Source organism: Paucibacter sp. DJ2R-2, assembly GCF_025717675.1.
GTDB lineage: Bacteria > Pseudomonadota > Gammaproteobacteria > Burkholderiales > Burkholderiaceae_C > Paucibacter_A.
Genome location: NZ_JAJIRT010000013.1, coordinates 1 through 23,560, shown reverse-complemented (window position 1 = coordinate 23,560; position 23,560 = coordinate 1). Strand labels below are relative to the sequence as shown.

General features: G+C 62.7%; 23 protein-coding genes. 6 read left to right on the top strand and 17 right to left on the bottom strand.

The window, feature by feature from the left end:
• Window positions 1–73 precede the first annotated feature (73 nt).
• The 17 genes from asnB to LNV28_RS22370 form a co-directional block, all read right to left on the bottom strand.
• Window positions 74–1,942: an asparagine synthase (glutamine-hydrolyzing) gene (gene asnB, locus LNV28_RS22450; RefSeq protein WP_263519998.1), complete on the bottom strand. Its 1,869-nt coding sequence runs from the start codon at window positions 1,940–1,942 to the stop codon at window positions 74–76.
• 61 nt (window positions 1,943–2,003) lie between these two features.
• Window positions 2,004–3,254 (bottom strand): glycosyltransferase, encoded by a 1,251-nt coding sequence (locus LNV28_RS22445; RefSeq protein WP_263519999.1) that lies wholly within the window; start codon window positions 3,252–3,254, stop codon window positions 2,004–2,006.
• The gene (locus tag LNV28_RS22440; protein WP_263520000.1) at window positions 3,251–3,676 is read right to left on the bottom strand and encodes a serine O-acetyltransferase; all 426 of its coding nucleotides are present in this window, start codon (window positions 3,674–3,676) and stop codon (window positions 3,251–3,253) included. The genes LNV28_RS22445 and LNV28_RS22440 overlap by 4 nt, the downstream gene beginning before the upstream one ends.
• Before the next feature lie 263 nt (window positions 3,677–3,939).
• The gene (locus LNV28_RS22435; RefSeq protein ID WP_263520001.1) at window positions 3,940–5,463 is read right to left on the bottom strand and encodes a polysaccharide biosynthesis protein; all 1,524 of its coding nucleotides are present in this window, start codon (window positions 5,461–5,463) and stop codon (window positions 3,940–3,942) included.
• On the bottom strand, window positions 5,460–6,962 hold the full coding sequence (locus tag LNV28_RS22430) for a hypothetical protein (RefSeq protein ID WP_263520002.1): 1,503 nt from the start codon (window positions 6,960–6,962) through the stop codon (window positions 5,460–5,462). Before LNV28_RS22430 ends, LNV28_RS22435 begins: the two co-directional genes overlap by 4 nt.
• A 103-nt stretch (window positions 6,963–7,065) precedes the next feature.
• Window positions 7,066–7,758, bottom strand: a complete 693-nt coding sequence (gene epsI, locus LNV28_RS22425) for an exosortase-associated protein EpsI, B-type (RefSeq protein WP_263520003.1) — start codon at window positions 7,756–7,758, stop codon at window positions 7,066–7,068.
• On the bottom strand, window positions 7,748–8,647 hold the full coding sequence (gene xrtB / locus LNV28_RS22420; RefSeq protein ID WP_263520004.1) for an exosortase B: 900 nt from the start codon (window positions 8,645–8,647) through the stop codon (window positions 7,748–7,750). The genes epsI and xrtB overlap by 11 nt, the downstream gene beginning before the upstream one ends.
• Window positions 8,647–9,507 (bottom strand): polysaccharide biosynthesis tyrosine autokinase, encoded by an 861-nt coding sequence (locus LNV28_RS22415; protein WP_263520005.1) that lies wholly within the window; start codon window positions 9,505–9,507, stop codon window positions 8,647–8,649. Before LNV28_RS22415 ends, xrtB begins: the two co-directional genes overlap by 1 nt.
• A gap of 69 nt (window positions 9,508–9,576) precedes the next feature.
• Window positions 9,577–10,986 (bottom strand): chain length determinant protein EpsF, encoded by a 1,410-nt coding sequence (gene epsF, locus LNV28_RS22410; protein ID WP_263520006.1) that lies wholly within the window; start codon window positions 10,984–10,986, stop codon window positions 9,577–9,579.
• Between the two features lie 9 nt (window positions 10,987–10,995).
• On the bottom strand, window positions 10,996–11,847 hold the full coding sequence (gene epsE / locus LNV28_RS22405) for a polysaccharide export protein EpsE (RefSeq protein ID WP_263520007.1): 852 nt from the start codon (window positions 11,845–11,847) through the stop codon (window positions 10,996–10,998).
• Between the two features lie 8 nt (window positions 11,848–11,855).
• A complete protein-coding gene (locus tag LNV28_RS22400) occupies window positions 11,856–12,887 on the bottom strand; it encodes an EpsD family peptidyl-prolyl cis-trans isomerase (protein WP_263520008.1) in 1,032 nt (343 codons plus the stop codon).
• Window positions 12,888–13,274: 387 nt separating this feature from the next.
• Entirely contained in the window at window positions 13,275–14,006 is a 732-nt protein-coding gene (gene ubiE / locus LNV28_RS22395; protein WP_263520009.1) for a bifunctional demethylmenaquinone methyltransferase/2-methoxy-6-polyprenyl-1,4-benzoquinol methylase UbiE, read from the bottom strand.
• A 68-nt stretch (window positions 14,007–14,074) separates the two neighbouring features.
• Window positions 14,075–14,500: a gamma-butyrobetaine hydroxylase family protein gene (locus tag LNV28_RS22390; protein WP_263520010.1), complete on the bottom strand. Its 426-nt coding sequence runs from the start codon at window positions 14,498–14,500 to the stop codon at window positions 14,075–14,077.
• Between the two features lie 61 nt (window positions 14,501–14,561).
• Window positions 14,562–16,109 (bottom strand): FAD-binding oxidoreductase, encoded by a 1,548-nt coding sequence (locus tag LNV28_RS22385; protein WP_263520011.1) that lies wholly within the window; start codon window positions 16,107–16,109, stop codon window positions 14,562–14,564.
• 205 nt (window positions 16,110–16,314) lie between these two features.
• Entirely contained in the window at window positions 16,315–16,455 is a 141-nt protein-coding gene (locus tag LNV28_RS22380; protein ID WP_263520013.1) for a hypothetical protein, read from the bottom strand.
• Between the two features lie 150 nt (window positions 16,456–16,605).
• Window positions 16,606–17,124, bottom strand: a complete 519-nt coding sequence (locus LNV28_RS22375) for a DUF1993 domain-containing protein (RefSeq protein ID WP_263520014.1) — start codon at window positions 17,122–17,124, stop codon at window positions 16,606–16,608.
• A gap of 119 nt (window positions 17,125–17,243) precedes the next feature.
• Entirely contained in the window at window positions 17,244–18,170 is a 927-nt protein-coding gene (locus tag LNV28_RS22370; RefSeq protein ID WP_263520015.1) for an NYN domain-containing protein, read from the bottom strand.
• 211 nt (window positions 18,171–18,381) lie between these two features.
• On the opposite strand from LNV28_RS22370, the gene LNV28_RS22365 reads away from it, so the two are divergent.
• From LNV28_RS22365 to LNV28_RS22340, 6 genes are all read left to right on the top strand, one after another.
• Window positions 18,382–19,149: a sulfite exporter TauE/SafE family protein gene (locus tag LNV28_RS22365; RefSeq protein ID WP_263520016.1), complete on the top strand. Its 768-nt coding sequence runs from the start codon at window positions 18,382–18,384 to the stop codon at window positions 19,147–19,149.
• Between the two features lie 55 nt (window positions 19,150–19,204).
• Window positions 19,205–20,917 carry a nitrite/sulfite reductase gene (locus tag LNV28_RS22360; protein WP_263520017.1) on the top strand — a complete coding sequence of 571 codons (1,713 nt, stop codon included), beginning with the start codon at window positions 19,205–19,207 and terminating at the stop codon, window positions 20,915–20,917.
• Window positions 20,918–20,940: 23 nt separating this feature from the next.
• Complete coding sequence (locus tag LNV28_RS22355) at window positions 20,941–21,429, top strand: DUF934 domain-containing protein (protein ID WP_263520018.1); 489 nt, start codon at window positions 20,941–20,943, stop codon at window positions 21,427–21,429.
• The gene (locus tag LNV28_RS22350; RefSeq protein WP_263520019.1) at window positions 21,426–22,226 is read left to right on the top strand and encodes a phosphoadenylyl-sulfate reductase; all 801 of its coding nucleotides are present in this window, start codon (window positions 21,426–21,428) and stop codon (window positions 22,224–22,226) included. Before LNV28_RS22355 ends, LNV28_RS22350 begins: the two co-directional genes overlap by 4 nt.
• Window positions 22,223–23,182, top strand: a complete 960-nt coding sequence (gene cysD / locus LNV28_RS22345) for a sulfate adenylyltransferase subunit CysD (protein ID WP_263520020.1) — start codon at window positions 22,223–22,225, stop codon at window positions 23,180–23,182. The genes LNV28_RS22350 and cysD overlap by 4 nt, the downstream gene beginning before the upstream one ends.
• Window positions 23,182–23,560 (top strand): GTP-binding protein (locus tag LNV28_RS22340; RefSeq protein ID WP_263520021.1); only part of this gene is annotated, 379 nt, incomplete at its 3' end. The genes cysD and LNV28_RS22340, both read left to right, overlap by 1 nt.

Here is a 23,560-nt window from a genome sequence, read left to right as displayed (position 1 = left end):
CCCTGCACAGGCGACACATGCAGCACATGCTGCACAGTGCCCAGGCCCCGCTTCAATGACGGCCATGCCAAGTTCAAGCGGCGATGACATCGGCCATTTGCCGGCGCCACACGGCCAAGCCCAGCAAAGCAAACAGCTCCCGGCTGCGGTCGCGGAAGCCGCGCTGGTGCTCATCCCATAGCCGCGCCACTTCGCCCAGCTCAAAGCCCAGGCCCGCCAAGGCCGGGTCTTGAAACAGGAGTGCATGGCACCTGTCCTTCCATTCCTGGCGAAGCATGCTTGCGACCGGCACCTGAAAACCGCGCTTGGGGCGGTTCACAATCTCCTTGGGCAAATAGCTTTGTGCCATTTGCTTGTGGATGATCTTGGTCTTGCCCAACGCCAGCTTGAAAGCCGCAGGCAGGGACTCCACGAAGCGAACCAGTTCCGTATCCAGCAGCGGCACCCGCGCCTCCAGGCTGTGCGCCATGCTGACCTTGTCGCCGTACAGGAGCAGGTCGTCGGCCAAGCCCATGCGCACATCGATGGCCATCATTTGCTCAGCGGCACTCAAGGGGCGCCCTGCAGCGGACCAGTCCAGCCAGGTCTGAATCGAACTCAGCGCCCGGCCCGAACCGGTCTTGCCGATCAAGCGCCCACGCGCTGCTGCGTTGAACACGCAGTACTCGCTTTCGAAGCGTTCATTGACCCGGGCGATCGCCGCAGACTGGGCACTCCGGAGCACGGCAGCGGGCACACCGGGCAGGCGTTCGAGCAAGGGGCGGGCGACGCTGACCAGCGTCTTGAACATCGGAATGTCTCTCACCAGCTCACCCTGGTAGCGACGATAGCCTCCCAGCAACTCATCGCTGCCCTGCCCCGTCAGCACCACCGTCACATCCTCCCGGGCCCGTTGGCACAGGTACCACATGGGCAAGGCGGAGGTGGTGACCAAGGGCTCTTCCGTGGCGCTGACCGCAAGCTCAAAAGCCTGCCACAGGTCCTCATGGTCCAACTTCACGACGTGATGGGGCAGCCCCAGAACCTGGGCGGTGTGGGCGGCATCGCCAATTTCGCAGTCCGCGCTGTCCTCTTTGTAGCCCACGGTAAAACACGGCGCCTGAACGCCCGCATCGGCCGCCATCGCAGCGACCAAGGCCGAGTCAATACCGCCCGACAACAACACGCCGACCGGCACATCAGACAACATCTGTCGCTTGACCGCTTGGGCAACGCCCACTTGATAGGCAGCTGCCGCCTCCTCCAGGCCGCCCGCAAAACGTGCTGAACTGGGCTCGATGTAGCGGGTGACCGACGTGGCGCCACCGTCCACCGGCACGCAATGAATATGCCCCGGCGGCAGCCGCTGCACCCCGGCCAACAAGGTGTTGGGAGAGGGAACGAAGCGCAAGCTCAAGAATGTGGCGAGGGACTCTGCATCGACCTCAAAGCGCTGCTCCGTCACCGCGCACAGGCTGCGAATCTCCGACGCAAAACCAAAACCTTTGGGCGTCTGGGCAAAGTAAAGCGGTTTCACGCCAAAGGGGTCGCGAATCAGGTAGAGCTCGCGCTTCAATTGGTCCAGCACCGCAAAGGCGAAGATGCCGTTCAAGCGCTTCACCGTGGCCTCGACACCCCACTGACTGATCGCCTCGACCAGCGTCTCGGTGTCTGAGTGACCGCGCCAGCTGCGGGACAACTCAGCGCGCAAGTCTTGATGGTTGTAAATCTCGCCATTGAAGGTCAGCAGCCATCGACGGTCCACGCTGACCATGGGCTGTGCGCCAGCTTCGGTCAAATCCTGAATCGCCAGGCGCGTGTGGCCCAACCACACCGAATTGGCCCCCAGCTCACTGAGCACCGCCCCCGAAGCATCCGGCCCACGCCGGCGCAAGGCGTGCAAGGCCGCTTCCGCTCGGACCGACCCGCCGGTCTTGAACACCAGACCCGTCACACCGCACATGGTTTCACTCCCTCATCATCTTTCGCAGGCCGGCCCGGCCGTCACAGGGCCACAGCCGAACTCAATTGGCAGTCTGTTTGTCGGCCAGCAAACGGCGGTACACCGCGGCAACGTTGGCAGCGATCGCGTCATACGAACGGTTGTCTTTCACCCAGGCACGCCCGCGTGCGCCCGCAGAGGCCGCCGCTTCCGGCTCGCGCAGCAACTGCAGGCAGGCATCTGCAAACAAACGCGCCTCCATCGGGACACAAACCCCGCCGCCACTGACTTCAATCACATACTTTTGGTCGGGGATGTCATTGCACACACAGGGGATACCCAGCGCCAGATACTCAAGAGTCTTGGTCGGCGTAGACACGTCAAACAAAGGCCCGCGAGGCACAGGAGACAGACCGACTGCCGCACATTTCAGAAACGGCAATGCATCTGATTGGGGCAACCAGCCTGTCAACGACACATGGTCAGACAACCCAGAACTTGCGATGCGCTCGCGAATCCAGGCTTGTTCATCGGGGCTCGCCCCATCACCGACCAACAAGAGCAAAGCACTCGGCTCTGCCTCACGTACCAAAGCGAGAACCTGGAGCAAAAAGTCTGAGTTCCGAGAAACTCCAAGGGTTCCCAAATAAGCCAGAACTTTTCGCCCATGCAACTGTTTGGGTAGCTCCGCTGGCTTCTGCACTTGAGTGAACACCGACATGCTCACGCCCATGGGAACGACAGTCATGCGAGCCCGAGGCATTCCTTGGCGGGACATCATCGCGAGCATCGCGTCGCTTTGTACGAACAAGTGATCCACACGCGGAAGCAGGTACCGGTAGTAGGCCTGCGCAGCGAGTTTTGCACGTACCCAATTCAGGCACTGAACAATTTGCCCGCGACGCCCGCCAATTTGAATGTAGCGCTCCCAATAGCCCTCGACCATTGGGAACGACATCCAATATGTCAATTTCCTCTGCGAGAAACGAGCCCAGAGCAGCGCAACCAAGCCAGTTCTAATTTTATCCCGAACCTGAATTACTGAATGTTCGGGCCTCAAGAAAAGAAAGAGCCGCAAATCAAAAAATGTTCTCAGCAAATCACCAAGTACACCCCCGCGCTGACGCCCGCATACGTAGACCTCACCGGCTTTCCAAGCAGCTTGGTTTGCACTACTACTTTCGCCGTCTGCCAACTGCCCAGCCAAATCAGAGCAGACACCAAGGCGAGGTAATTCCCGCCCGAATAGCTCAGCGACATCCGGTCGGAATGCAGGCAAATAGTCCCTCATCCAAAACATAATTCGAACTGAACACTCAGATCCCGACATCATGAATTCTCTTTTGACGGGGATCTGACTTTCGCCGGCACCCCAACAGCAATGCTTCCAGGAGGAATGTCGGAGAGCACCACTGCATTGGCACCGATCTTCGCCCCGCGACCGATTCTCACGGGTCCAAGCACACAGGCACCGGCCCCGATCTCAACCTCGTCTTCAATAACAGGTACACCCCAAAACCCGGATCGACCGCCTATCGTCACATTCTGAGAAATTTTGACATCATTCCCAATAACTGAGCGAGCGTGAACCACAATCCCCAAGCCGCTGTAACCAAATAGAACGCGCTCTCCTACCCGAACCGTCGGGGGCAATGCCACGGAAAAAACAATTCTATTGAAAATATACAAAAGGCGCGGAACCAGCGGCACACCGCGGTCTTGCAGCCAAGCAGAAGCCCTAAAAATCTTCAACATACAATCATCTTTAAATCAAACATACCTGCTTGATAAAAACTTAGACTCGGAAGCATACGGAACTTCAAGCGAGGCAAGCAGCAATTGACTCATTTATCAATCCGCCAGAACATACACGAAGTAGAAATACGAACTGGTCGTGCCATTAGCAAAACATCAGTCACCGCCAAGCGAAGACAGGGAACTCGGAGGTATCACCCATACCGATCGCTACTGGCGCCAAAATGGACGGGGTCAGCATTGGCAGAGGGGCAGGCTGATACTCACGACAGCAGAGGTTTCAAATCTGCTGGGCGGAATGTTCGGGTCGCCCAAACAAGCAACAAGAACATGGCCACGATCAAGGCCATGCCCAAAAGCAAGGAGGCGATGGTGCCACCTGTCAGCGACAGGAAACTCACCCCCGCGGCACTCAAGAGGGCGCAGGCGCTGGCACGCGCCATGAACCACCAGTCCCCCTGCCAGGCATGCCCAGCGCGCCGCAAGCCATGCACCAAGATCGAAACCCAAACGCACTCATCCCAAATGACAGCGAGCAAGGCTGCCCATTCTGAATGACCCGCCGCTGCCAGCCACCAAGACACCGGCAGCACCAGCAAGGCCAAGCCGGCCGCAAGCAGCAAAGAGCGCCCTTGTTCGACGCAATTCACCAGCACCATGGTGATTTGACGATGCACACGAAACATCAGGGTCAGGCAAAGCGCAGCCATCAAGCCCTGGCCCGAGTCAATTTTTCCGCCAGAAGCAAGGCTCAACAGGGTGTTGCCGTAAACCGCCAGAATGCCGACCAAGGGCGCCACGGTCAGCACGCTCAAGCGGCTCGCCAGCCCAGCTTCACGCGCGACAGCCACCAGATTTTGGTTGCGCGCATACAGGCCAATGAAGCGAGGCCGCAGAACGTTCATCAACATCAGCGCTGGCAGATAGCCTCGCATGATTTCCAAAACGCGGACCATGAAGCCAAAGGTCGCCACAGACTGAGCACCACTGCCAACGCTGGAAACCATCAGCACCAAGGCTTGGAGTGACAGCGGGAAACTGATGAGGCTGCTGAGGTAGTTGTTCCAGCCCATCTTGAATGCATGGGCAAAGGTCGGGGGCACCCAGGCCGCCGCCTCGGAATCAGCACGCGCAGGCAGGGTGCGCAACACATGAGCGAGCGCCCAAGCCGAATACACCAAGGTCACGGCAGATGCCGAAAGCTCGACCCACAGGATGCGCTGCACATCCATGCCGCCGGGCTCTGCGCCACACAGGAAGACACCCAGCAACAAGAGGCTGTTCCTCAAAACGATGCCCAGCTGCGTGAAGCCCTGTTTGCCCACACTCTCCAAGGAGTTGTCTCTGAGCAAACGCATGCAGGCTTCGGACAGAAGAAGCAAGGCCAGGCAAAGCCCGACACCGGCGTTCGCCAAAGCAGCAGGTCCCTCCCAAAACTGCAAGGCAAGGCCGCTGGCAGCGATGGCCAGCAAGACGCCAAGAACCCTGACGCTGAGCACCTTGACGATCAGGGGGCCCAGAAGCTGCCTCGCGCCGTGGGTCACATACTCCGGCACGTAGCGCAGCAAGAGCCATTCCACACCGAGGGATGAAAGTGCAATGCCCGCCTCGAGACAAGCCATGGCCGCCACGTACACGGCGTAGTCGCGAAGCTCAAGCAGCCGGAGCAGCCAACCCAACCAAGCAATGGTGAGGAGTGCGGAAACAGCCTTGCCAAGAACAAACACCTTGGCATTGCTGATGGTGCGTTGGCGCGAATACGCCGATCCGCCCTCGGTCACGCTCAAGCCTTCGCTGAGCGAAAGGCTCCAGCTGAAACGGCAGCTGCAGCGGAATCAGGAGCTTGGCGCGCAAACGCAGCAACCAGCGCCACCAATCCGATGGCCCAGGACGACAGCATCTGAACTGGAGCGACGAACAAACTCGAAGCGTCATAGATCAGACCGACCGAGGTCAGCGCAATGGCCACGGCGGCCATATCCATCAAACCTGATTGCAAAGGCGCGGAATCGGCCAAGCGATTGGCCAGGCGCACGGCCTGCACGAAGCCGAATGCAAACAAAAGCGCAAAGCAACCGGTGCCAAGCAAACCCACATCCCACAGCAAAGCCGAGGCGGTTGAAACCTGCAGCTGAAACGGATGCTTCCTGGCCTCCGCACCTTGACCGAACAAGGAGCTGAACGACTTGCTGGCCGCAGGGCCGTAGCCGATCAAGGTCTCCACCATTTTGCCGGCACCCACGTTTTCCTGGCCCCAAGTCACCAGAGCACCGAGCCGGCTCATTTCGCCGGTCTGCCGGTTGTACATCGTGATGTCTTTTTCAGCACGGGTGCTGTAGCTGAATGTCGCAGCGAGATCAATGGACCTGCTGCCCTTGTCGCTGTAGTGAAGGACCTGGTAGGCCACCAGCAAGGCCACAACAAACAGCAGCGAACTCAGGCTCCAAAGAAGAAAGCTGCCGACCGAACGCATGACGTGCCGCCGGTAGTAAACAAGCAAGGCCAAGGGCAGAAACACCGCCACGACTTTCACTTCGGCCAGGAACACAGACGCCAACGCTGCCACGCACGCAGCCCAAGTCAGCCGGCCAGAAATGTAGCCGCCGCGGCGCAAAGCCAGGGTCGCCACCAAACCGAAGCAGAGAAACATGGCCAAGGCACCACTGGAACCACCGCCTTCAGGGTTTCCGCCGAAGCTGCCCACAACTCGGTCCCAAGCAATCCCCAGCGCCCCAAAACTCGCGGCGGAGCCCTTCTCAACAAAGATGTATTGGTAGAGGCACAGAGGCAGCTGCAAGAGCATGAGCCAAGGCACCATGCGCCAAACACGCAACCAATACCCCCACTTGGCACCAGCAAAAACAATGGTGGCGATCAATGCCAGCGGGAACACATACTGCTTCAGCCCCACCAGAACCTGCATCGGCGGGCTCAAATTGACAAGAGCGGAACCGATCACCAGGGTGCCGAACACCAGCAGCACCAGGCCGAGGCCACTGAGTCCACCGAGGCCGGGATTGCGCGCGGAATGGCGGAAGGCATCGACCGGAAGGCGAACAAACATGGCGATCAGCAGCAAAGCAGGCAACCAATGCGATTGTTCGATTCGCAAAAAGTACTGCATGCAGCCCGCGATCACCGTGCTCATCAGAAGAAACAAGGAGATCAAGCCCGTCGCAGGCATCAGCAGAACCGCCGGCCCGACGATCAAAGCCACCACCAGCATGGAAAGCGGCAAAGAGCCGAGCGCAATCACCATGCCGGCAAACCCGGCGAGAAGCGACATCACCAGAGGCAAGAGCCACGCATTGGCGGGGCTCGAACGGCTCCGGCGTGCTCCAGACAGAGCCCGCCGCACAGAGCCCGGCAGCGATACACCCTGCGTCATGTCAACCACCAAAAATTCGTGCGCGCGATGCGGTGGGTATGCCGGTCTGCAAGTCGGCGACGAATCGCGCTTGCAAGGCGTAGGCACGATCGGTTTGATCATCAATGGACGAGACCCGAATCAGCATGCCGTCGGGAATCACCCCTTTCACACCAAATCGCAGCTGAGCCAACTTTTGTTCGGTTGAGCTGGTCGCCACTTGATCGCCCACCATCACCCAATAGGTGATGGGCTCATGCCGTGGTCCCAACTGCGCAACAAGCCGCCGCACATGCAGCGTCCGACCTTCAGGCAAGCTCAAATCAGCCACTTGGCTGCTTTTGACCTGGAAACCTTGCGCGGGGTAGCACACCTCCGGGCGATGCGCGCGAGTCCCATCGGACTGATCGCCACCATAGGCGACCGACAACATGATTCGCTCGCCACGCGGCGACACATAGGTGCGGCTGAGGACCTGGTTGTAGATCTGATTCAGCTTCGCTTGAACATCGGGCGCCGGCAAGACCACCGGCATATTGGCGTCCACACGCCACTCTCCAAACGCAGCCGGGAAGGCCTCCTCAAGCTTGGGCTGCCCGATGCTGTCGGTCAAATGCAAAGTCGGGCGCCAGGTGTAAGCCACCGCCGCAGTGAGCAATGACAAGCCCAGCACCGCCAGCGAACGCCGCAGGTTGACAGTCACATCAAGCTCCATTCCGACGGGCGTCGAAGAAAAATCCCAGCACCTTGTCAGCAATCAACATCAAAACCAAGGCAACCATGAACAGCACCATACCGGCAAAGCCATGAACAAAGCCCTGCCCAGCCTCATCGCCGAAGTGGTAAGTGACCAGCACCAAAATCATGACGCGGGCGATGTTGGCGCAGAACGAGATGGGTACCAAAAGAACAGCCAAGGTGATATTGCGCCCCGCTGAGGTGTAGTTCATCAAGTTCATGTACAGCAAGCCAAGTGCTTCCAGGGTGAACATCGAGTTCAGGCCCGCACAGGCATCAGCCACAAGAAGCTGGTACTGCCCAACCGTCAGCATCACACCAGAGCGGCCGATGGGATAACCCAGCTGGTACAGCAACGTGCTGGCCACACTCGAAACAGCCATCTTCAAGGGGCTGGTGACCGCACTCACAAGAAGATCTGGGAGCGGCACCATGAAGAGCAGGAAGAACAGCGGAAACCAGGCCCTTCGCAGGACTCGCGGCCCACCAAACAGCAGCAGCAGCCCGACCAGCATCGGAATCTGCGACCCGACCTCAAACAGCAAAATGTCTTGGGAGCGCCCGAACGCATACAACAGCAACGCAAAGACCAAAACAGGCCAGGCCCACTGCGGGCTGGGAGTGCCGGGAACTGCGACGAGCTCATGCCTGATGCGATAAAGCATCCACGCACTCACGGCCAGAATAATGGGGCCGTGCCCTTGCTCATCGCTCGCCCAGACGGTCGAGGACAAGGTGATGTAACTCGGGACGTAAAGCAACAAAAATGCTGCCGCGACCAAGAGCAGCACCCGAACATCGACACCGTTGGGTATCAAACGCTCGGGCTCAGCCTTGTTCACGTTGGCCGGCGAAGCAACCATCATCAGAATTCATTCATGATCACGCCGACCACCTTCGCCGAGGACTCGGCAACGGTTGCCACGAGCTCTTGCAAGGCATCAACACGGGACGCATCTTTGCGAGCCACGATCAAGGCGCCGCCGCATCGCGCGGCAATCACGCTGGCGTCAGAACCCAGGCGAGCAGCCGGTGTATCGACGATCACGTGATCGAACTTCGACACCAATTCACGCATCAGCAAGCCAAACGCCGGGCGCTCCACCAGTTCGACTGGATTCGGCGGCGTGACGCCGACCGGCAGAACAAACAGACTCGGAATGCCCGGAACCTGCTGGATCACATTCGCTTCTGCTCGCCCAGCCAAAACTCCGGAGAGCCCGGATTCATTTCGAAGATGAAACACCTCGTGCTGGCGTGGCCCACGCAAATCCGCATCGACGAGCAAGGTACGGCCGCCCAGTTGCGCAAGCGTTGCAGCCAGGTTGGCGGCGAAGTAACTCTTTCCGTCGCCGGACTCCGGACTGATTACAGCCAGCGCACGAGGCGCAGCTCCAGGCTCGCCAAAGAACCGCATGATCACCTGGCTGCGGATGGCTCGGAAAGTTTCCGAGGCAGCCGAGAAGGGTTGGTTCAAGGCGACCAGTTCAGCGCTGAATTGCTTCGTCTCATCCTGCGCGTAGGCGTAATGGAACTGTTGCGACAAGGCGAACAAAACGTCATCTGAACTGGCCAGCCCCAAGGCCACTGCAGCTTCACCGAACTTGACGCGCTTCTCGCGTTGGTAAGCCAGGATTTTCTCGACCTGATCGACCCCAAGGTTGCGAGTCTCGGCAATGATGTTGCCGATGGAGCGATCTTGGATGGAGGTTTGACTATCAGCCATGGTGTCTTTCTTCTGCGCCAGACAACGTGACTGGTCGCGACTGCATCGGGTAACTTGCGGCTAGGGCAATCAGAGAGCTGAGTTGCCGAGTACGCGCTGTTTCATTTGGTTGGGAAGGGCCTTGAGATTGCGTGCCCCAGGTTTGGGCAGGACCCCAATCACCGGCAGACCCAGCAAGGTCGAGACGTCTTCTTGGCTGCGGACCCGACGATCCCTCATTTCCATCACCATGACCGTGCCGAGGGCCAACATGCTGCCGACAAACAGGGACAGAACCAGATTCAGGACCAGCTTGGGCGACGCCGGCAACACAGGGGCAACAGCCTGGCTGAGCACGTTCACGCTGCTCTGAGTTGTCTGACTCTCAAGGCTGCTTTGATTGCGTCGCGCGGTGATGGCGTCGTAGGCACGCTGAGCGTTCTCGAGGTCACGAACCAGAACCGCGCCCTCGTCACGAACCGCCTTCATCTGCAAGACTTTTGCTCGTTGAGCTGCAAGCTCGGAGCGAACCTGCGCTTCCCGTTGCTTGTTGATGTTGTAGCTCACCGACACGCCGCCGCTGATGCGCTTCACCTCCAAATTCAAGCGATCCCGCAACTCATTCAAGTTCGCCTTCAGCTCAACCACCTGCGGGTGGCTTTCACCCAGCTTGACATTGAATTCTTGCAGTCGAGCTTCCTGACGGGAAACATCGGCCTTCAATCCCGCAACCACCGGACTGTTGAAGACTTCTTGCATCTTGTCCGCAGAGCCGCTTTGCGCCTGGTTCAAGCGGCTGCTGGATTCAGACGCCAGGGCTTGCAAGGCGACCAGTTGCGAGGACAACTCATTGAGGCGTGTGTTTTCAATGTCCAGTCGCTCATCCGCAGCTGTGATGCCCTTCTCAGACTGAAATGCGCTCAACTTGTTCTGAGCCTTCTCCACCGCCTCACGCCCCTCCTTCGCCCGCATGTCGAAAAAGTTGCTGTACTCGCGAGCCGGGTCCACCCTCAGCTCCAGTGAAGTCTCCACATAGGCTTGAACAAATGCGTTCGCAAGCCCAGCAGCGAAACGTGCGTCGGGTGCCCGATAAGAGATCGACAGCACATTCGACTCACGGGACGGTTTGACGTCCATGTACTTCTGAAAGGAATCGGCAATCCAGGCATCCAAGCTGCCTTGCCCGCCTGTTGCTTCCTTCCATTGCTCCCGAATCTGTGGGTTCTCCGTCAGCTTCAAGTTGCGCACCACCCGCTGGGCGACACGCTCGCTTTGAATGATGTCAACCTGGGTCGCAATGAAGCCGGGGGAAACCATGGAGCCATAAGCCATCGCCGAAATCGGATCCGGCTTGACATCCACCACCACGCTCGCCGTAGCCAAGTACTGCTTGGGCAAGATCAGGCTGATCACCAAAGTTGCGAGGAGCGTGGCGCCAAGAACCAAAGCTCCAACCACCCAGCGAGCCTTAAGAATTGAGAAAATTTGTGTGAAGTTCATGGCGGGATCTCAGAACAGGCTCTCTTTGACGTACACAACATCCCCATCCTTCAAGCCCTCGTCCATCGGGATCTGAAGCACTTGGACCTTGCCGTCCGGGCCCTTGCGGTGCACGCGGATGCCTTTTTCGGTGCCGCGCTGGGTGATGCCGCCGCCGGTGGCCAGCGACTGCATGACGGTCATGCCGCGCTCCAGGCGCATCGGGCCGGGGCGCTGCACTTCGCCGTAGATATAGACCATGGGCGCGCGTTCGACCCAGATGACATCGCCGTTCTGGATCAGCACGTCTTGCTCGCGGCCGCCGGGCGTGAAGATGCCAGGCAGGTCGATCTCAGCACGATAAGGCTGGCCGTTACGCGAGCCGCTGAGCACCAGCACTTCGGCGCCGGTGACGGCGATGCCGCCGGCATTGGCCAGCAGATCGGTCAGGCGCATATCGGCGGTTTCGATCGGGTAGCGGCCCGGGCGGTTGACCTGGCCCAAGACGCTGGCCTGGTTGCCCTTGACCTGCAACACCACCACGGTGACTTGCGGGTTTTTGACGAAGTTGCCGTTCTTCAAGCCGTCAGCGATCAGCTTCTCAGCCTGCGTGGCGCTCAGGCCGCCGATGCGGATATTGCCCAGCAGCGGGAAGGAGATCATGCCGCTCTCGGCGACCCGGGTTTCCAGCGTCAGGTCCTGATTCTGGTAGACCGAGATGCGCAGCACGTCGCCGGAACCGAGCTGGTACTCCAGCGTCGCAGGGGCGGCGGCACCGGCCTTGACCGAAGTCTGCGCCGCAGCCGGAGCCTGGGCAGCCACCAAGGCAGCCACCAGCGCCAGCCCGCTCAGGGAGGAGAGAGACAAGGACTTCTTCGTCATGATGCGCTTCACTTCAGGCCCATACCCTTGGAGATGTCAGCCGCGTTGAGGCCGCTGGCGGCAGCCGCCGGCGCCTCGACCGCAGGGGCCGGAGCCACCGCCGGTGCAGCGGACGGTGCAGGCATTGCAGCGGCCGATGCAGCAGCTGCCGGGCCACCGGCGAACTTGCCGATGTAGTCGATCTTGGCCGCGTCACGCAGGCCCTTGATGTCCTTCTGCACCACCTCGGACTTGCGCTGGTTGACCAGGAAGGCTTCGATGGCCGGGCGAGCACGTGTCTCATCCACCGGCTGGCTGCGCGAGCCAACCAGGAACAGCACGGTGATGCCATTGGCGGTCTGGGTCACGGCAGAGTCGCCGTCCTTCATGCGGGCGATCGACTCCAGGCCATTGAGCGGCAGCTGCTCGGCAGCACGCACGGCCTGATTGCCTGTGAAGCGGAAATCATTGGCCTTGAGAAACTCAGCAAACTCGCCCACATTCTTGGCGCTTTCGAGTTTCTGGCGCAATTGACCAAACTGCTCGGGTTTGGCTTCGATGACCAATTCCTGCAGGCTGTAAATACGGCGGTCCTTGAAGAGCGCGGGTTTCTCGTTGTAATACTTGGCCACTTCCTCGCTGGTCGGCTTGGCGATCGATTCACCGATCCGCTCGACGTAGGCGCGGGCAATGATTTCGCGTTTGGCGGCTTCGATCTGCTGCACCACACGCGGGTCGCGGTCGAGCTTCAGCTCCTGCGCCTTTTGCACGGCCAACTCTTGCTCGATCAAACGCTCCAGCACCTGCTTGCTGGCGGCTTCGGCCTGCTCCGGCTTCAGGCCTTGTTGGCGCTGCAGCACAAAGTTGATCTGATGAACCGTGATCTCTTCTTTGTTGACCTTGGCGGCCGTCTGCGACGCCTTGTCGGACTTGCTGCTCTCTCCACCACAACCCGCCAGCATCACGGCCACGACCGCAGCGGCAACCGCCGCCACGCGCAAGCCGGCAAAACCAGCCGAGCCGTTCACAGCGCGGGCATTTTCTTGATTCGTCAGGTACATGGCTTGTCTTTCTCTCTACTTGCGCAATGCGCCGGCTTCGGGCGCCAAATCTGATGCTGCAACGCAGCATGCAACCTCGCCCTCTCTGGGACGAGCGAGTGTAACTTTGGAAAATGACAATTAGCCTCGGCCAGACCGGTAATCGGGGGGGGTTCTTTCTCGCGGTTTACCCGCAGTGGCGGCCCGCTCGCCGGGGCGAGATTCAGCGGTCGAGGGAATACCCTGAACCACCTCCGGCAGAGGTCGAAATGGATGTGTCATTTCGAATAGTCACAATCGGCCGCGGCCGATTTGATCGTGCTTCGCTTCGCACACACGTGCGAAGCGCACGCGTCGCCCAAACAGCAGCGGGCGGTGCCTCAGCGCCCGTCCTTCACGCTCCCGCGTTCAGCACTTGATGCCGGCATGCAGCGCCACCACGCCGGCGCTCAGATTGTGCACATCGACATGGCCGAAGCCGGCCGTCTTCATCAAGGCCTTGAGTTCCTGCTGGCCCGGATGCATGCGGATGGACTCGGCCAAGTAGCGGTAGCTTTCGGCGTCGCCGGCGATCATCTGGCCCAGTTTGGGCAGGATCTTGAAGGAGTACCAGTCATAGGGCTTCTGCAGCGGCGCGGCCACCTTGGAGAACTCCAGCACCAGCAGTCGGCCACCAGGCTTGAGTACACGGCACATCTCGGCCAGAGCCTGGTCCTTGTGGGTCATATTGCGCAGGCCGAAGGCCACGCTGACCAGGTCGAAGCTACCGGCCTTGTAGGGCAGCTTTTCGGCGTCGCAGAGATTGGTCGGCAGGATCAGACCTTCGTCGAGCAGGCGGTTGCGGCCCTGGCGCAGCATCGCTTCATTGATGTCGGTGTGCACCACCATGCCGCTCTCGCCCACCTTCTTGGCGAAGGCGCGTGACAGGTCTCCGGTGCCTCCGGCGATGTCCAACACCCGATCACCAGCCTTGAGATTGGCGACGGCCACGGTGTAGGCCTTCCAGGCGCGGTGCATGCCCATGGACATCAGGTCGTTCATGACGTCGTACTTCGACGCCACCGAGTCAAACACGCCGCGCACGCGGCTGGCCTTCTCGCGCTCGTCGACGGTCTGGAAGCCGAAATGGGTGCTGCTCATGGTGCGGTGCTCTCGAAAAATGGGTTTGCGGCGCCGTGCGGCCTGCGCTTGCTTGCTCGTTCGTGCGTTCAATGGCTGGCGCAGCCGTGGCCGCCGCCTGCGGCCGCTGCCGGCTTCATGGCCGCATCGCGGCTGAGGCCGGCTGTCGCCAGGCGCGCTTCATAGTCGCGCCAGAGTTGCGACTCGTCCCGGCCCAGGCGGTAGAGATAGTCCCAGGTGAACAGGCCGCTGTCGTGGCCGTCGGAAAACTGCGGCCGCACGGCGTAATGGCCGACCGGCTCCAGGCCGGTGATCTGCACCTCACGCTTGCCGGTTTGCAGCGTTTCCTGGCCCGGCCCATGGCCCTGCACCTCGGCCGAGGGGCTGTAGACACGCATCAGCTCGAAGGGGATGCGGAAACGCGCGCCGTCGGAAAACGCCACCTCCAACACCCGGCTCTGCTGGTGCACGGTGATGTCGGTCGGGCTGGGTGAGTCGGGGCTGAGGCCGGCCATGGTTGTCGGGGGCGCGAGAAACGCGTGAGAAACGCTGGGCGGCCAGTGTAACTTTGCCGGGCTAAAGCCCCTGGATGGTCTTGAACACCCCGGCCGGATCCTGGGCCTGTTTGATCTGCTGCAGCCGCGCCAGGTGGGCGCCGTGATAGGCGATCAGTGGCTGGGCGATGGCGGCGTCAGGGTAGTTCAGATAGGCCCGGCCACTGCTCCAAGGCTGCATCAGCTGACGCAGGCCGTGGGACCAAGCGGCCCCCTCCTCCACGGCAGCGGCGCCGGCAAACGGCGGCAACTCCACGCCGTACTGGGCGCTGAACCGTGCCGCTCGGTGCGCAAATGCGGTCGCTTGCGCCGGCACGCGGGCGATGGCGCCGCCCATCAAATTCAGGATCACGCCGCCCGAGCCCTGGCCTCGTCGCAACCGCAGGGCCTGGGCCAGAGTGAGCATGCCTTCTGCGGGCAAGGCTTGGTCGAAGAAGTCCGAGCTGGCCGCCATGGCCACCCGCCCCAGTCGGCCGGCCGGATTCTGAGCCGGCAAATGGCATTGCGCCAGGCTAAAACCAGCGCAATCACCGAGCAACACGTCCCTATAGCTGCGGGCCTGCAGAGGGGCAGCCACTACGCCTGAACGATTGATACGCGTCAGCAGCGCCTGCCAGATGGGAGCGAACTGGGCCGCTTCGCTGTGAGTACCAAGGGCCAGACCCCAAAGCCGGCCGCCGCCCGGCGACAGGGCAAGCTGCGACCAGGCCGAATCCGGCAGCCCCTGCTCAGGCCAGCGCTGCCAGGCGGCCAGCACCGGCTCCAGATCATCCAAGGGGAAAGAGGCGCTGAACTGCAGCAGCGTGCCCTCAGCATGGGTTTGAAAGCGCAGCTCGGTCACAACGCCGAACTGCCCACCGCCACCACCGCGCAAGGCCCAGAACAAATCGCTGTTCTGGCCGGCATCGCAGACCAGGGTCTGCCCTTCGGCATTGACCACCTTCGCTCCGACCAGGGCATCGCAGCTCAGCCCATGGGCGCGGTCCAGTACCCCGAAGCCTCCGCCCAGCGTGATGCCAGTGATGCCGACGCTGAGGCAGCTGCCCGAGGGAATGCAGCGCCCGTGCTGGAGCAGCCCTTCATACACATCGGCAAGCGTCGCCCCTGCACCCACCACGGCGATCTCGCCGTCCAGCCGCACGCTGTTCATCGGCCCGACATCGATCACCAGGCCGGGGCCGCTGGACGCGCCCAGATAGCTGTGGCCGCCGCTGCGCGGCGTCAGGGCCAGGCTGTTGCGGCTGGCAAAGGCCAGGGCCGCGCTGACATCGGCGGCGCCGGCGCAGCGAACCAAGCCGGCCGGGCGCAGCAAGGCGTCATAGCGGGCATTGGCGAGCAGGCGCTGGCTTTCATACGCCGCGTCGCCAGGGCGCAGCAGCTGCCCCTGCAGCTGAGCAGCCAGGCGCTGCCATTCCGCAGGCTCAGGCCCTGGTGGGGCCGGGGTCGGCGCGGGGGTCGGGGCGGGCGGAGGCAATGCATCGGTGCCTGACCCGCCACCACCGCAGCCCGGCAAACCCGTGGCGGCCAGGCAGCCCACGCCGCCCCAAGCCAAAAATCGCCGTCTGTCCATGCGCCTGCTCCCTCTCGTTTTTTTGAGACCAAACTGGATCCAATTTAAAACCAGTCTAGAACCAAAAGCAAAAACCAGCAGCAGGGCTTGTGCTGAGACGGGGCCAAGAAAGAAAAAAGCCACGGCTGCTGGGAAGCAACCGTGGCCTGTTTTCTTCTGGCCTGTGCGACAGCGTGCAGGCGCCGATGGCGCCCGACGCGCGGGCTTACTTGGCCTTCTTGCTGCGATCCGGCACCACGGTGGTGACGGTGGGCATCACCGCGCCACTGGAAATCGGCTTCGGCGGCGAGCTGTCCTTCTTGGGCTTCTTGGTTTCCTTGTTGCTCTTTTGCTGACCTTTGGCCATGAGTCGCTCCTCAGTTGGCGTGCATGCTGCACAGATTGACGAATGGTTGTTTCCAGCGTGCTCGAAAAACCGCTCGACAGTTTGACATGAAGCGCAGACGGTGCACCCGGGTCTCAAACCCTGAGGGGAAAGAGGACAGGGCCTTAGCGATCAGTACGCGCCCATATAGTCCTTCTTGCCCAGCTCGATGCCGTTGTGACGCAGGATGGCGTAGGCCGTGGTCACATGGAAGAAGAACTGCGGCAGGCCGTAGGCCAGCAGATAGGCCTGGCCGGCGAAGCGGCGTTCTTTGGGCGTGCCGGGGCGCAGGACGATCTCGCGTTCGCCGGCGGCTTCGAAGGCGGCGGCCGGCAGGCTGTCGATGAAGGCGATGGTGCTCTGGATGCGCGCCTGCAGCTGGGCGAAGCTGGTTTCGTCATCGGCCACGCTGGGCACCTCGGCGCCGGCCAGGCGGGCGCTCACGCCCTTGGCGAAGTCGCAGGCCACCTGGACCTGGCGCAGCAGGGCGAACATGTCCGGGAACAGGCGCGACTGCAGCAGCACCTGGGGGTCGATATTGCGTGCCGTGGCATGGGCCTCGGCCTTGTTCAGCACATCGGCCAGGCCGCCCAGCATTTGCTTGAAGACGGGCACGCTGGCTTGCTGCAGAAACGGTGTGGAGTGGGTCATGGTGCGGTCTCGCGAAGTGGGAGTGTGTGGGTGGGGCATGGGCGGCAGGAGTGCCACCCCTGGCCGCGCATTCTGGCAGCGAAGCCGCAAGGGCGCTGGCCGCGCCAGCAAGCCCTCAATCAATCAAGCGCCGACTCGCCCTCGGGCTCGGCCACCCCCTGGCCAACCGGCTGCCCGACTCGGGCGACATGGCCGCCGCTGACATTGTCGATCTCGCTCACCAGCTCGGGGAAGCGCTTGAGAAATTCGGAGAAATTGCTGCAGCCCAGAGCCTGCTCGTCAAAAGACGGCAGCAAACGCTTGATGAAGACCTTGAGCGCGCTGCGAGACACATAGTTTTCGCCATTGCGATCCACCAGCTGCGTCAGCGCCCGCTGCAGCGCGCCGCGCGCCTCGACCAACGAAGGCGAGCCGACCACCTCGGTGTCCTCCGCTTCTTCCGCACTCGGCACCACGCCGCCCAGCAGCGCTGCGGCCGGCTGAGCCTCATCCTGTGGCCCACGCGCCGCTAGCGAGGCCGCCAGCAGGTTTTGATAGAACTTGAATTCGTTGCAGCTGGCGGTCCAGAAGCGGTTGCTGACCCCGGCCACGCCGACGCCAGCGATGAAGCGCCCAGCCTGCTTGACCTTCTGCGCCAGGCTGATGAAGTCACTGTCGCTGGAGATCACCACGACATGGCTCAGGTGCGGGTGGTTGTGCACATCGCTGAGCGCGTCCAGCGCCATGCGGATGTCGGCACTGTTCTTCATGTTCTGGCCGCGCGGGAACATCTGGATCAAGTCCACGCCCGCTTCATTGAGCACATGGCGGTAGTTGGCGAAGAACTGCCAGTTGCCGTAAGCGCGGTTGATGATGATGTCGCCCAGGGAGGCGGCGTACTCCAGGATGGGGTTCAGATCCACGAACACGGGCTGCGGCTTGAGCCGGTTTTCCCGGTAGGCGCCGTCGCCATGGGCGGCATTGGCCAGCACCGCATGGAGGTTCTCGAAATCCCAGTAAACGGCAACCTTGGTGACTTCGCTGCGCGGGTGCGGGAAAGAGGTCATGGCGGGCGGAAGGCAGAGCTGCGGGGCCGCCAGTATCGCCCCCGGGTCGTGACAGGCCGGCGGCAGACCCCATGCCGGCCAGCCTGTGCTCGAACTTTATATATGCAGAACAAGATAAGCAATCTACGAATTTATAGTTTGAAGATATATGAAAACTGCATAAAGTCCGGGCCCTGAGACGCGTAAACGCGCCTCGCCTCAAGGAGCGGATTTGGACTGGTTGGCGGTTGCAAGTGGATTTGGCGTCGGCGCCATCGTCGGGGTGACCGGCGTGGGCGGCGGTTCGCTGATGACGCCGCTGTTGCTGTCGGTATTCCGGCTCAGCCCGGCCGTGGCCATCGGCACCGACCTGTGGTTTGCCGCCCTGACCAAGATGTCCGGCTCGGTGGCGCACTCGCGCCACGGCCATGTGAAATGGGGCCTGACCGCCCTGCTGCTGGCCGGCAGCATTCCTGCCTCGATCGCCACCGTGGCCCTGATGCACGCCACCGACATCACCAAGGGCTGGGCCAGCACGCTGACCTTTTCCCTGGGCATCGCGCTCTTCCTGACCGCGCTGGTTGTGGCCTTCAAAAAATCGTGGCAAGCCGTGGGCCTGCACCTGGAACGCCACATCCCCGAGTCGCGCAAGCCGGCGCTGACCGTGGCGGCTGGCGTGCTGCTGGGCGTGCTGGTTTCGCTGTCCTCGATCGGCGCCGGCGCGATCGGCGCCACCTTGATTCTGCTGATCTACCCGCGCCTGGAAGCGCGCTACATCGTCGGCAGCGACATCGCCCATGCCGTGCCCCTGACCCTGGTCGCGGGCATCGGCCACGCGACACTGGGCCATGTCAATTGGACCTTGCTGCTGCCCCTGCTGATCGGCTCCATGCCCGGCATCTGGCTGGGCGCCCAGCTGACCCGCCGCCTGCCCGATGGCGTGGTGCGCGGCCTGCTCTGCGGCTCCCTGCTGCTGGCGGGTTGGAAAGTCATTCATTGAACGCCCGCCCGGCCGAAACCCTTCAGATCCACCGATTGCTCCTGACAAGCCCGCCATGTACCAGTACACCGACTTCGACCGCCAGTTCGTCCACGCCCGCGCCGCGCAGTTCCGCGACCAGCTCGAACGCAATCTGGCCGGCACCCTGAGCGACGAAGAGTTCCGCCCCTTGCGTCTGCAAAACGGCTGGTATGTGCAGCGCCATGCACCCATGCTGCGCGTGGCCGTGCCTTACGGCGTGCTGTCCAGCGCCCAGCTGCGCGCCCTGGCCGGCATCGCCCGCGACTTTGACCGCGGCTATGGCCACTTCACCACGCGCCAGAACCTGCAGTACAACTGGATCCCCCTGCCCCAGGCCGCCGATGTGATGGACCGCCTGGCTGCGGTCGACATGCACGGCATCCAGACCAGTGGCAACTGCATCCGCAACATCACCAGCGACTGCTTCGCCGGCATCGCCCCCGACGAGATCGTCGACCCGCGCCCTTACGCCGAAGTGCTGCGCCAGTGGAGCACCCTGCACCCAGAGTTCGCCTTCCTGCCTCGCAAGTTCAAGATCGCCATCTCGGGCGCGGCCGAAGACCGCGCCGCCATCGCCTGGCACGACATCGGCCTGCAGCTGAAGAAGAACGAGGCCGGCGAGGTCGGCTTCCAGGTGCTGGTCGGCGGCGGCATGGGCCGCACGCCCATCATCGGCCAGGTGATCAACGAGTTCCTGCCCTGGCAGCAGATCCTCGTCTACATCGAGGCCATCGTGCGCGTCTACAACCGCTATGGCCGCCGCGACAACGCCTACAAGGCCCGCATCAAGATCCTGGTCAAGGCCGAAGGCCAGGCCTTCTTCGACGACGTGAACGCCGAGTTCAAGCAGATCCTGGAGCTGGACGAAGGCGGCCGCGAGCACCTGATCCCGCAGGCGGAACTGGACCGCGTGGCCGCCAGCTTCATCACGCCGGCCGGCGTGCAGCCGGGCGAGCGCAGCGACATCTTCGCGGGCGTGGAAGCGGGCCCCTACAAGCGCTGGCTGGAGCGCAACGTCCATGGCCACCGCGTGCCGGGCTATCGCGCCGTGACCTTGTCGCTCAAGCGCGCCGGCATCGCCCCCGGTGACGCCACCGACGCGCAGATGGACGGCGCTGCCGAGCTGTCCGAGCGCTTCGGCCTGGGCGAGCTGCGCGTCAGCCACGACCAGAACCTGGTGCTGACCTGGGTGCGCGAGGCCGACCTGCCGGCTCTGTTTGAAGCCAGCCGCACGCTCGGCTTCGCCACGCCCAATATCGGCCTGCTGACCGACATGATTGCCTGCCCCGGCGGCGACTTCTGCGCCCTGGCCAATGCGCGTTCGATTCCCATCGCCGCGGCCATCACCGAGCGCTTCGAGGACCTGGACGAGCAGTACGACATCGGCGACATCGACCTGCACATCAGCGGCTGCATCAACAGCTGCGGCCACCACCACAGCGGCCACATCGGCATCCTCGGCGTCGACAAGGACGGCAAGGAGTGGTACCAGATCTCGCTGGGCGGCTCGGACGGCTCGACCCTCTCGGGTGCCTCGGTGCCGGGCAAGGTGATCGGCCCCTCCTTCGCGGCCGACGAGGTACCCGATGTGATCGAGTCCATCGTCCAGACCTACCGCAGCCAGCGCGCTGGCCACAGCGAGCGCTTCATCGACACCGTGCGCCGCATTGGCCTCGAGCCTTTCAAGGCACCGGCTAACGCCGTTCGCACGCTGACCGGCGCGAATGCCGCTGCCGAAGCCCAATGACTACCGCCCAGCCGACGACGACCATGAAATTCATCGACAGCACCCATCCCCAATGGCACCACGTGCTTGGCGAAGACGGCCCCATGCCGCACCCGGACCCGGCGCCCAACCTGCTGCTGAGCCTGGAGCAATGGCATGCCGTGCGCGACCACTGGCCCGCGGGCCTAGCCACCGGCGTGGAAGTGCCCAATGACTACGCCATCGAAGACCTGGCGCATGACCTGCCGCGCCTGGCCCTGGTGGCCCTGAAGTTCCCGAAATGGGTGGACGGCCGCGCCTACAGCCAGGCCCGCCTGCTGCGCGCCCGCTACCGCTTTGCTGGCGAGGTGCGTGCCACCGGCGAGGTGATCGTCGACATGCTGCCCTTGCTGGCCCGCTGCGGCTTCAATGCCGTGCAGTTGCGCGCCGGCGAAAGCCAGGCGGCGGCCGAGCGCGCCCTGGCCTTCTTCCCGGCCCACTACCAGGGCGATGTGGACCACAGCCAGCCGGTGTTTGCACGAGGCGCGGCATGAGCGACGGAGGCGTCTCTTCACTGAGCAGCCTGCCCGGTGCCGCAGCCAGCGCCTCGGCCGTGGGCCTGTATGCCCGCGCCACGCCCGGCTTTGAAGAGCGCGTGGCCGCCAGCGTCACCCAGTTGCGCGCGGCTGCCGAGCGCTTCGGCGCCGGCCTGATCCAGAGCAGCAGCTTGGGCGCAGAGGACATGGTCATCACCGACCTGATCGCGCGCCACGGCATCACCATCGATATCGCCACCCTGGACACCGACGCCCTGCATGCGGAAACCCTGGCCCTGCTGCCGCAGATTGAGGCGCGCTACGGCCTGCAGGTTCAGGTCTTCCGTCCGGTGGCCGAGCAAGTGGTGCACTTCGTGAAGACGTATGGCGAGCGCGCCATGTACGAGAGCCTGGCTCTGCGCAAGGCCTGCTGCGGCGTGCGCAAGCTGGAGCCCCTGGGCCGCATGCTGGCCGGCCGCACGGCCTGGATCACCGGCCTGCGCCGCGAGCAGAGCCAGAACCGCGCCGAAGTGCCGGCCGAGGAGCTGGACGGCCAAGGCCGCGTCAAGCTCAATGTGCTGGCCGACTGGAGCTGGGCCGATGTCTGGCATTACATCGCCACCCACCAAGTCCCTTACAACGCCTTGCACGACCAGTTCATGCCCAGCATCGGCTGCGCGCCCTGCACCCGGGCGATCTCGGTCGGCGAGGATTTCCGCTCGGGACGCTGGTGGTGGGAGGACGAGAACGCCAAGGAGTGCGGCTTGCACCAAGCCCGCTCGAACGAAGAATTGAAGTCAGGAGCCACGGCATGAACGCCCCCCTCAATCTGCAAGCACTGGCCGCCACGGTGGACCAGCGCCACCTGGACCACCTGGAAGAAGAGGCCATCTTCATCCTGCGCGAAGTGGCCGCCGCCTTCGAGCGCCCGGGCCTGCTGTTCTCCAGCGGCAAGGACTCTTGCGTGGTGCTGCGCCTGGCCGAAAAAGCCTTCAAGCAACGCGTGGCCGGCAATGTGTTCAAGGGCAAGTTGCCCTTCCCCTTGGTCCACGTGGACACCGGCCACAACTTTCCCGAAGTGATCGAATTCCGCGAGAAGCGCGTGGCCGAGATGGGCGAGCGCCTGATCGTGGCTCACATGGACGAGTCGATCAAAAAGGGCTCCGTGCGCCTGGCCCACCCGCTGGAATCGCGCAACGGCCACCAGACCGTGACCCTGCTGGAAGCGATCGAAGAGCACCGCTTCGATGTGCTGATCGGCGGCGCCCGCCGTGACGAAGAAAAGGCCCGCGCCAAGGAGCGCATCTTCAGCCACCGCGACAGCTTCGGCCAATGGCAGCCCAAGGAGCAGCGTCCTGAGCTGTGGAACCTGTTCAACACCCGCATCCGCGCGGGCGAGCATTTCCGCGCCTTCCCGATCAGCAACTGGACCGAGCTCGATGTGTGGCTCTACATCGCCCGCGAGAACATCCCCCTGCCCAGCTTGTACTACCAACATCAGCGCGAAGTGATCCGCCGCAAGGGCCTGCTGGTGCCGGTGACCGAGGTCACCCCGCCCGAGGCAGGCGAGACGGTGGAAACCGCCACCGTGCGCTTCCGCACCGTGGGCGATATGACCTGCACCTGCCCGGTGGAAAGCTCGGCTGCCAGCGCGGCCGACATCGTGGCCGAGACGCTGACCGTGACCGTCAGCGAACGCGGCGCCACCCGCATGGACGACCGCACGTCCGAGGCCTCGATGGAGCGCCGCAAGAAGGAAGGGTATTTCTGATGAGCACGAGCACCGCCACGACCGCGGCCCGCATTGATGAACTGCAGCAGGGCGCCGGGCCGTCCCAAGGCCTGCTGCAGCCGCAGCCTGCTGCGGCGTCCCCTCGGGGGACCGACCAGGTACTCCTGGGCGAGGGGTCCACAGATTCGCACCACCGCGCCCTGCGTTTCCTCACGGCCGGCAGCGTCGACGATGGCAAGAGCACCCTGATCGGCCGCCTGCTGTTCGATTCCCGCGCCATCCTGGCCGATCAGCTGGACACCCTGGAAAAGCGCGCTGCCGGTGCGCCCATCGACCTGAGCCTGCTGACCGATGGCCTGGAGGCCGAGCGCGAGCAAGGCATCACCATCGATGTGGCCTACCGCTACTTCGCCACCA

Coding starts and splice junctions, on each gene's coding strand:
- LNV28_RS22385 (WP_263520011.1), bottom strand. CDS start 16,109: ATGGACAGACGGCGATTTTTGGCTTGGGGCGGCGTGGGCTGCCTGGCC.
- LNV28_RS22370 (WP_263520015.1), bottom strand. CDS start 18,170: ATGACCTCTTTCCCGCACCCGCGCAGCGAAGTCACCAAGGTTGCCGTT.
- LNV28_RS22355 (WP_263520018.1), top strand. CDS start 20,941: ATGAAATTCATCGACAGCACCCATCCCCAATGGCACCACGTGCTTGGC.
- LNV28_RS22390 (WP_263520010.1), bottom strand. CDS start 14,500: ATGGCCGGCCTCAGCCCCGACTCACCCAGCCCGACCGACATCACCGTG.
- ubiE (WP_263520009.1), bottom strand. CDS start 14,006: ATGAGCAGCACCCATTTCGGCTTCCAGACCGTCGACGAGCGCGAGAAG.
- cysD (WP_263520020.1), top strand. CDS start 22,223: ATGAACGCCCCCCTCAATCTGCAAGCACTGGCCGCCACGGTGGACCAG.
- xrtB (WP_263520004.1), bottom strand. CDS start 8,647: ATGATGGTTGCTTCGCCGGCCAACGTGAACAAGGCTGAGCCCGAGCGT.
- LNV28_RS22350 (WP_263520019.1), top strand. CDS start 21,426: ATGAGCGACGGAGGCGTCTCTTCACTGAGCAGCCTGCCCGGTGCCGCA.
- epsI (WP_263520003.1), bottom strand. CDS start 7,758: ATGGAGCTTGATGTGACTGTCAACCTGCGGCGTTCGCTGGCGGTGCTG.
- LNV28_RS22430 (WP_263520002.1), bottom strand. CDS start 6,962: ATGTCGCTTCTCGCCGGGTTTGCCGGCATGGTGATTGCGCTCGGCTCT.
- asnB (WP_263519998.1), bottom strand. CDS start 1,942: ATGTGCGGTGTGACGGGTCTGGTGTTCAAGACCGGCGGGTCGGTCCGA.
- LNV28_RS22415 (WP_263520005.1), bottom strand. CDS start 9,507: ATGGCTGATAGTCAAACCTCCATCCAAGATCGCTCCATCGGCAACATC.
- LNV28_RS22380 (WP_263520013.1), bottom strand. CDS start 16,455: ATGGCCAAAGGTCAGCAAAAGAGCAACAAGGAAACCAAGAAGCCCAAG.
- LNV28_RS22360 (WP_263520017.1), top strand. CDS start 19,205: ATGTACCAGTACACCGACTTCGACCGCCAGTTCGTCCACGCCCGCGCC.
- LNV28_RS22440 (WP_263520000.1), bottom strand. CDS start 3,676: ATGTTGAAGATTTTTAGGGCTTCTGCTTGGCTGCAAGACCGCGGTGTG.
- LNV28_RS22400 (WP_263520008.1), bottom strand. CDS start 12,887: ATGTACCTGACGAATCAAGAAAATGCCCGCGCTGTGAACGGCTCGGCT.
- LNV28_RS22445 (WP_263519999.1), bottom strand. CDS start 3,254: ATGATGTCGGGATCTGAGTGTTCAGTTCGAATTATGTTTTGGATGAGG.
- epsE (WP_263520007.1), bottom strand. CDS start 11,847: ATGACGAAGAAGTCCTTGTCTCTCTCCTCCCTGAGCGGGCTGGCGCTG.
- LNV28_RS22375 (WP_263520014.1), bottom strand. CDS start 17,124: ATGACCCACTCCACACCGTTTCTGCAGCAAGCCAGCGTGCCCGTCTTC.
- epsF (WP_263520006.1), bottom strand. CDS start 10,986: ATGAACTTCACACAAATTTTCTCAATTCTTAAGGCTCGCTGGGTGGTT.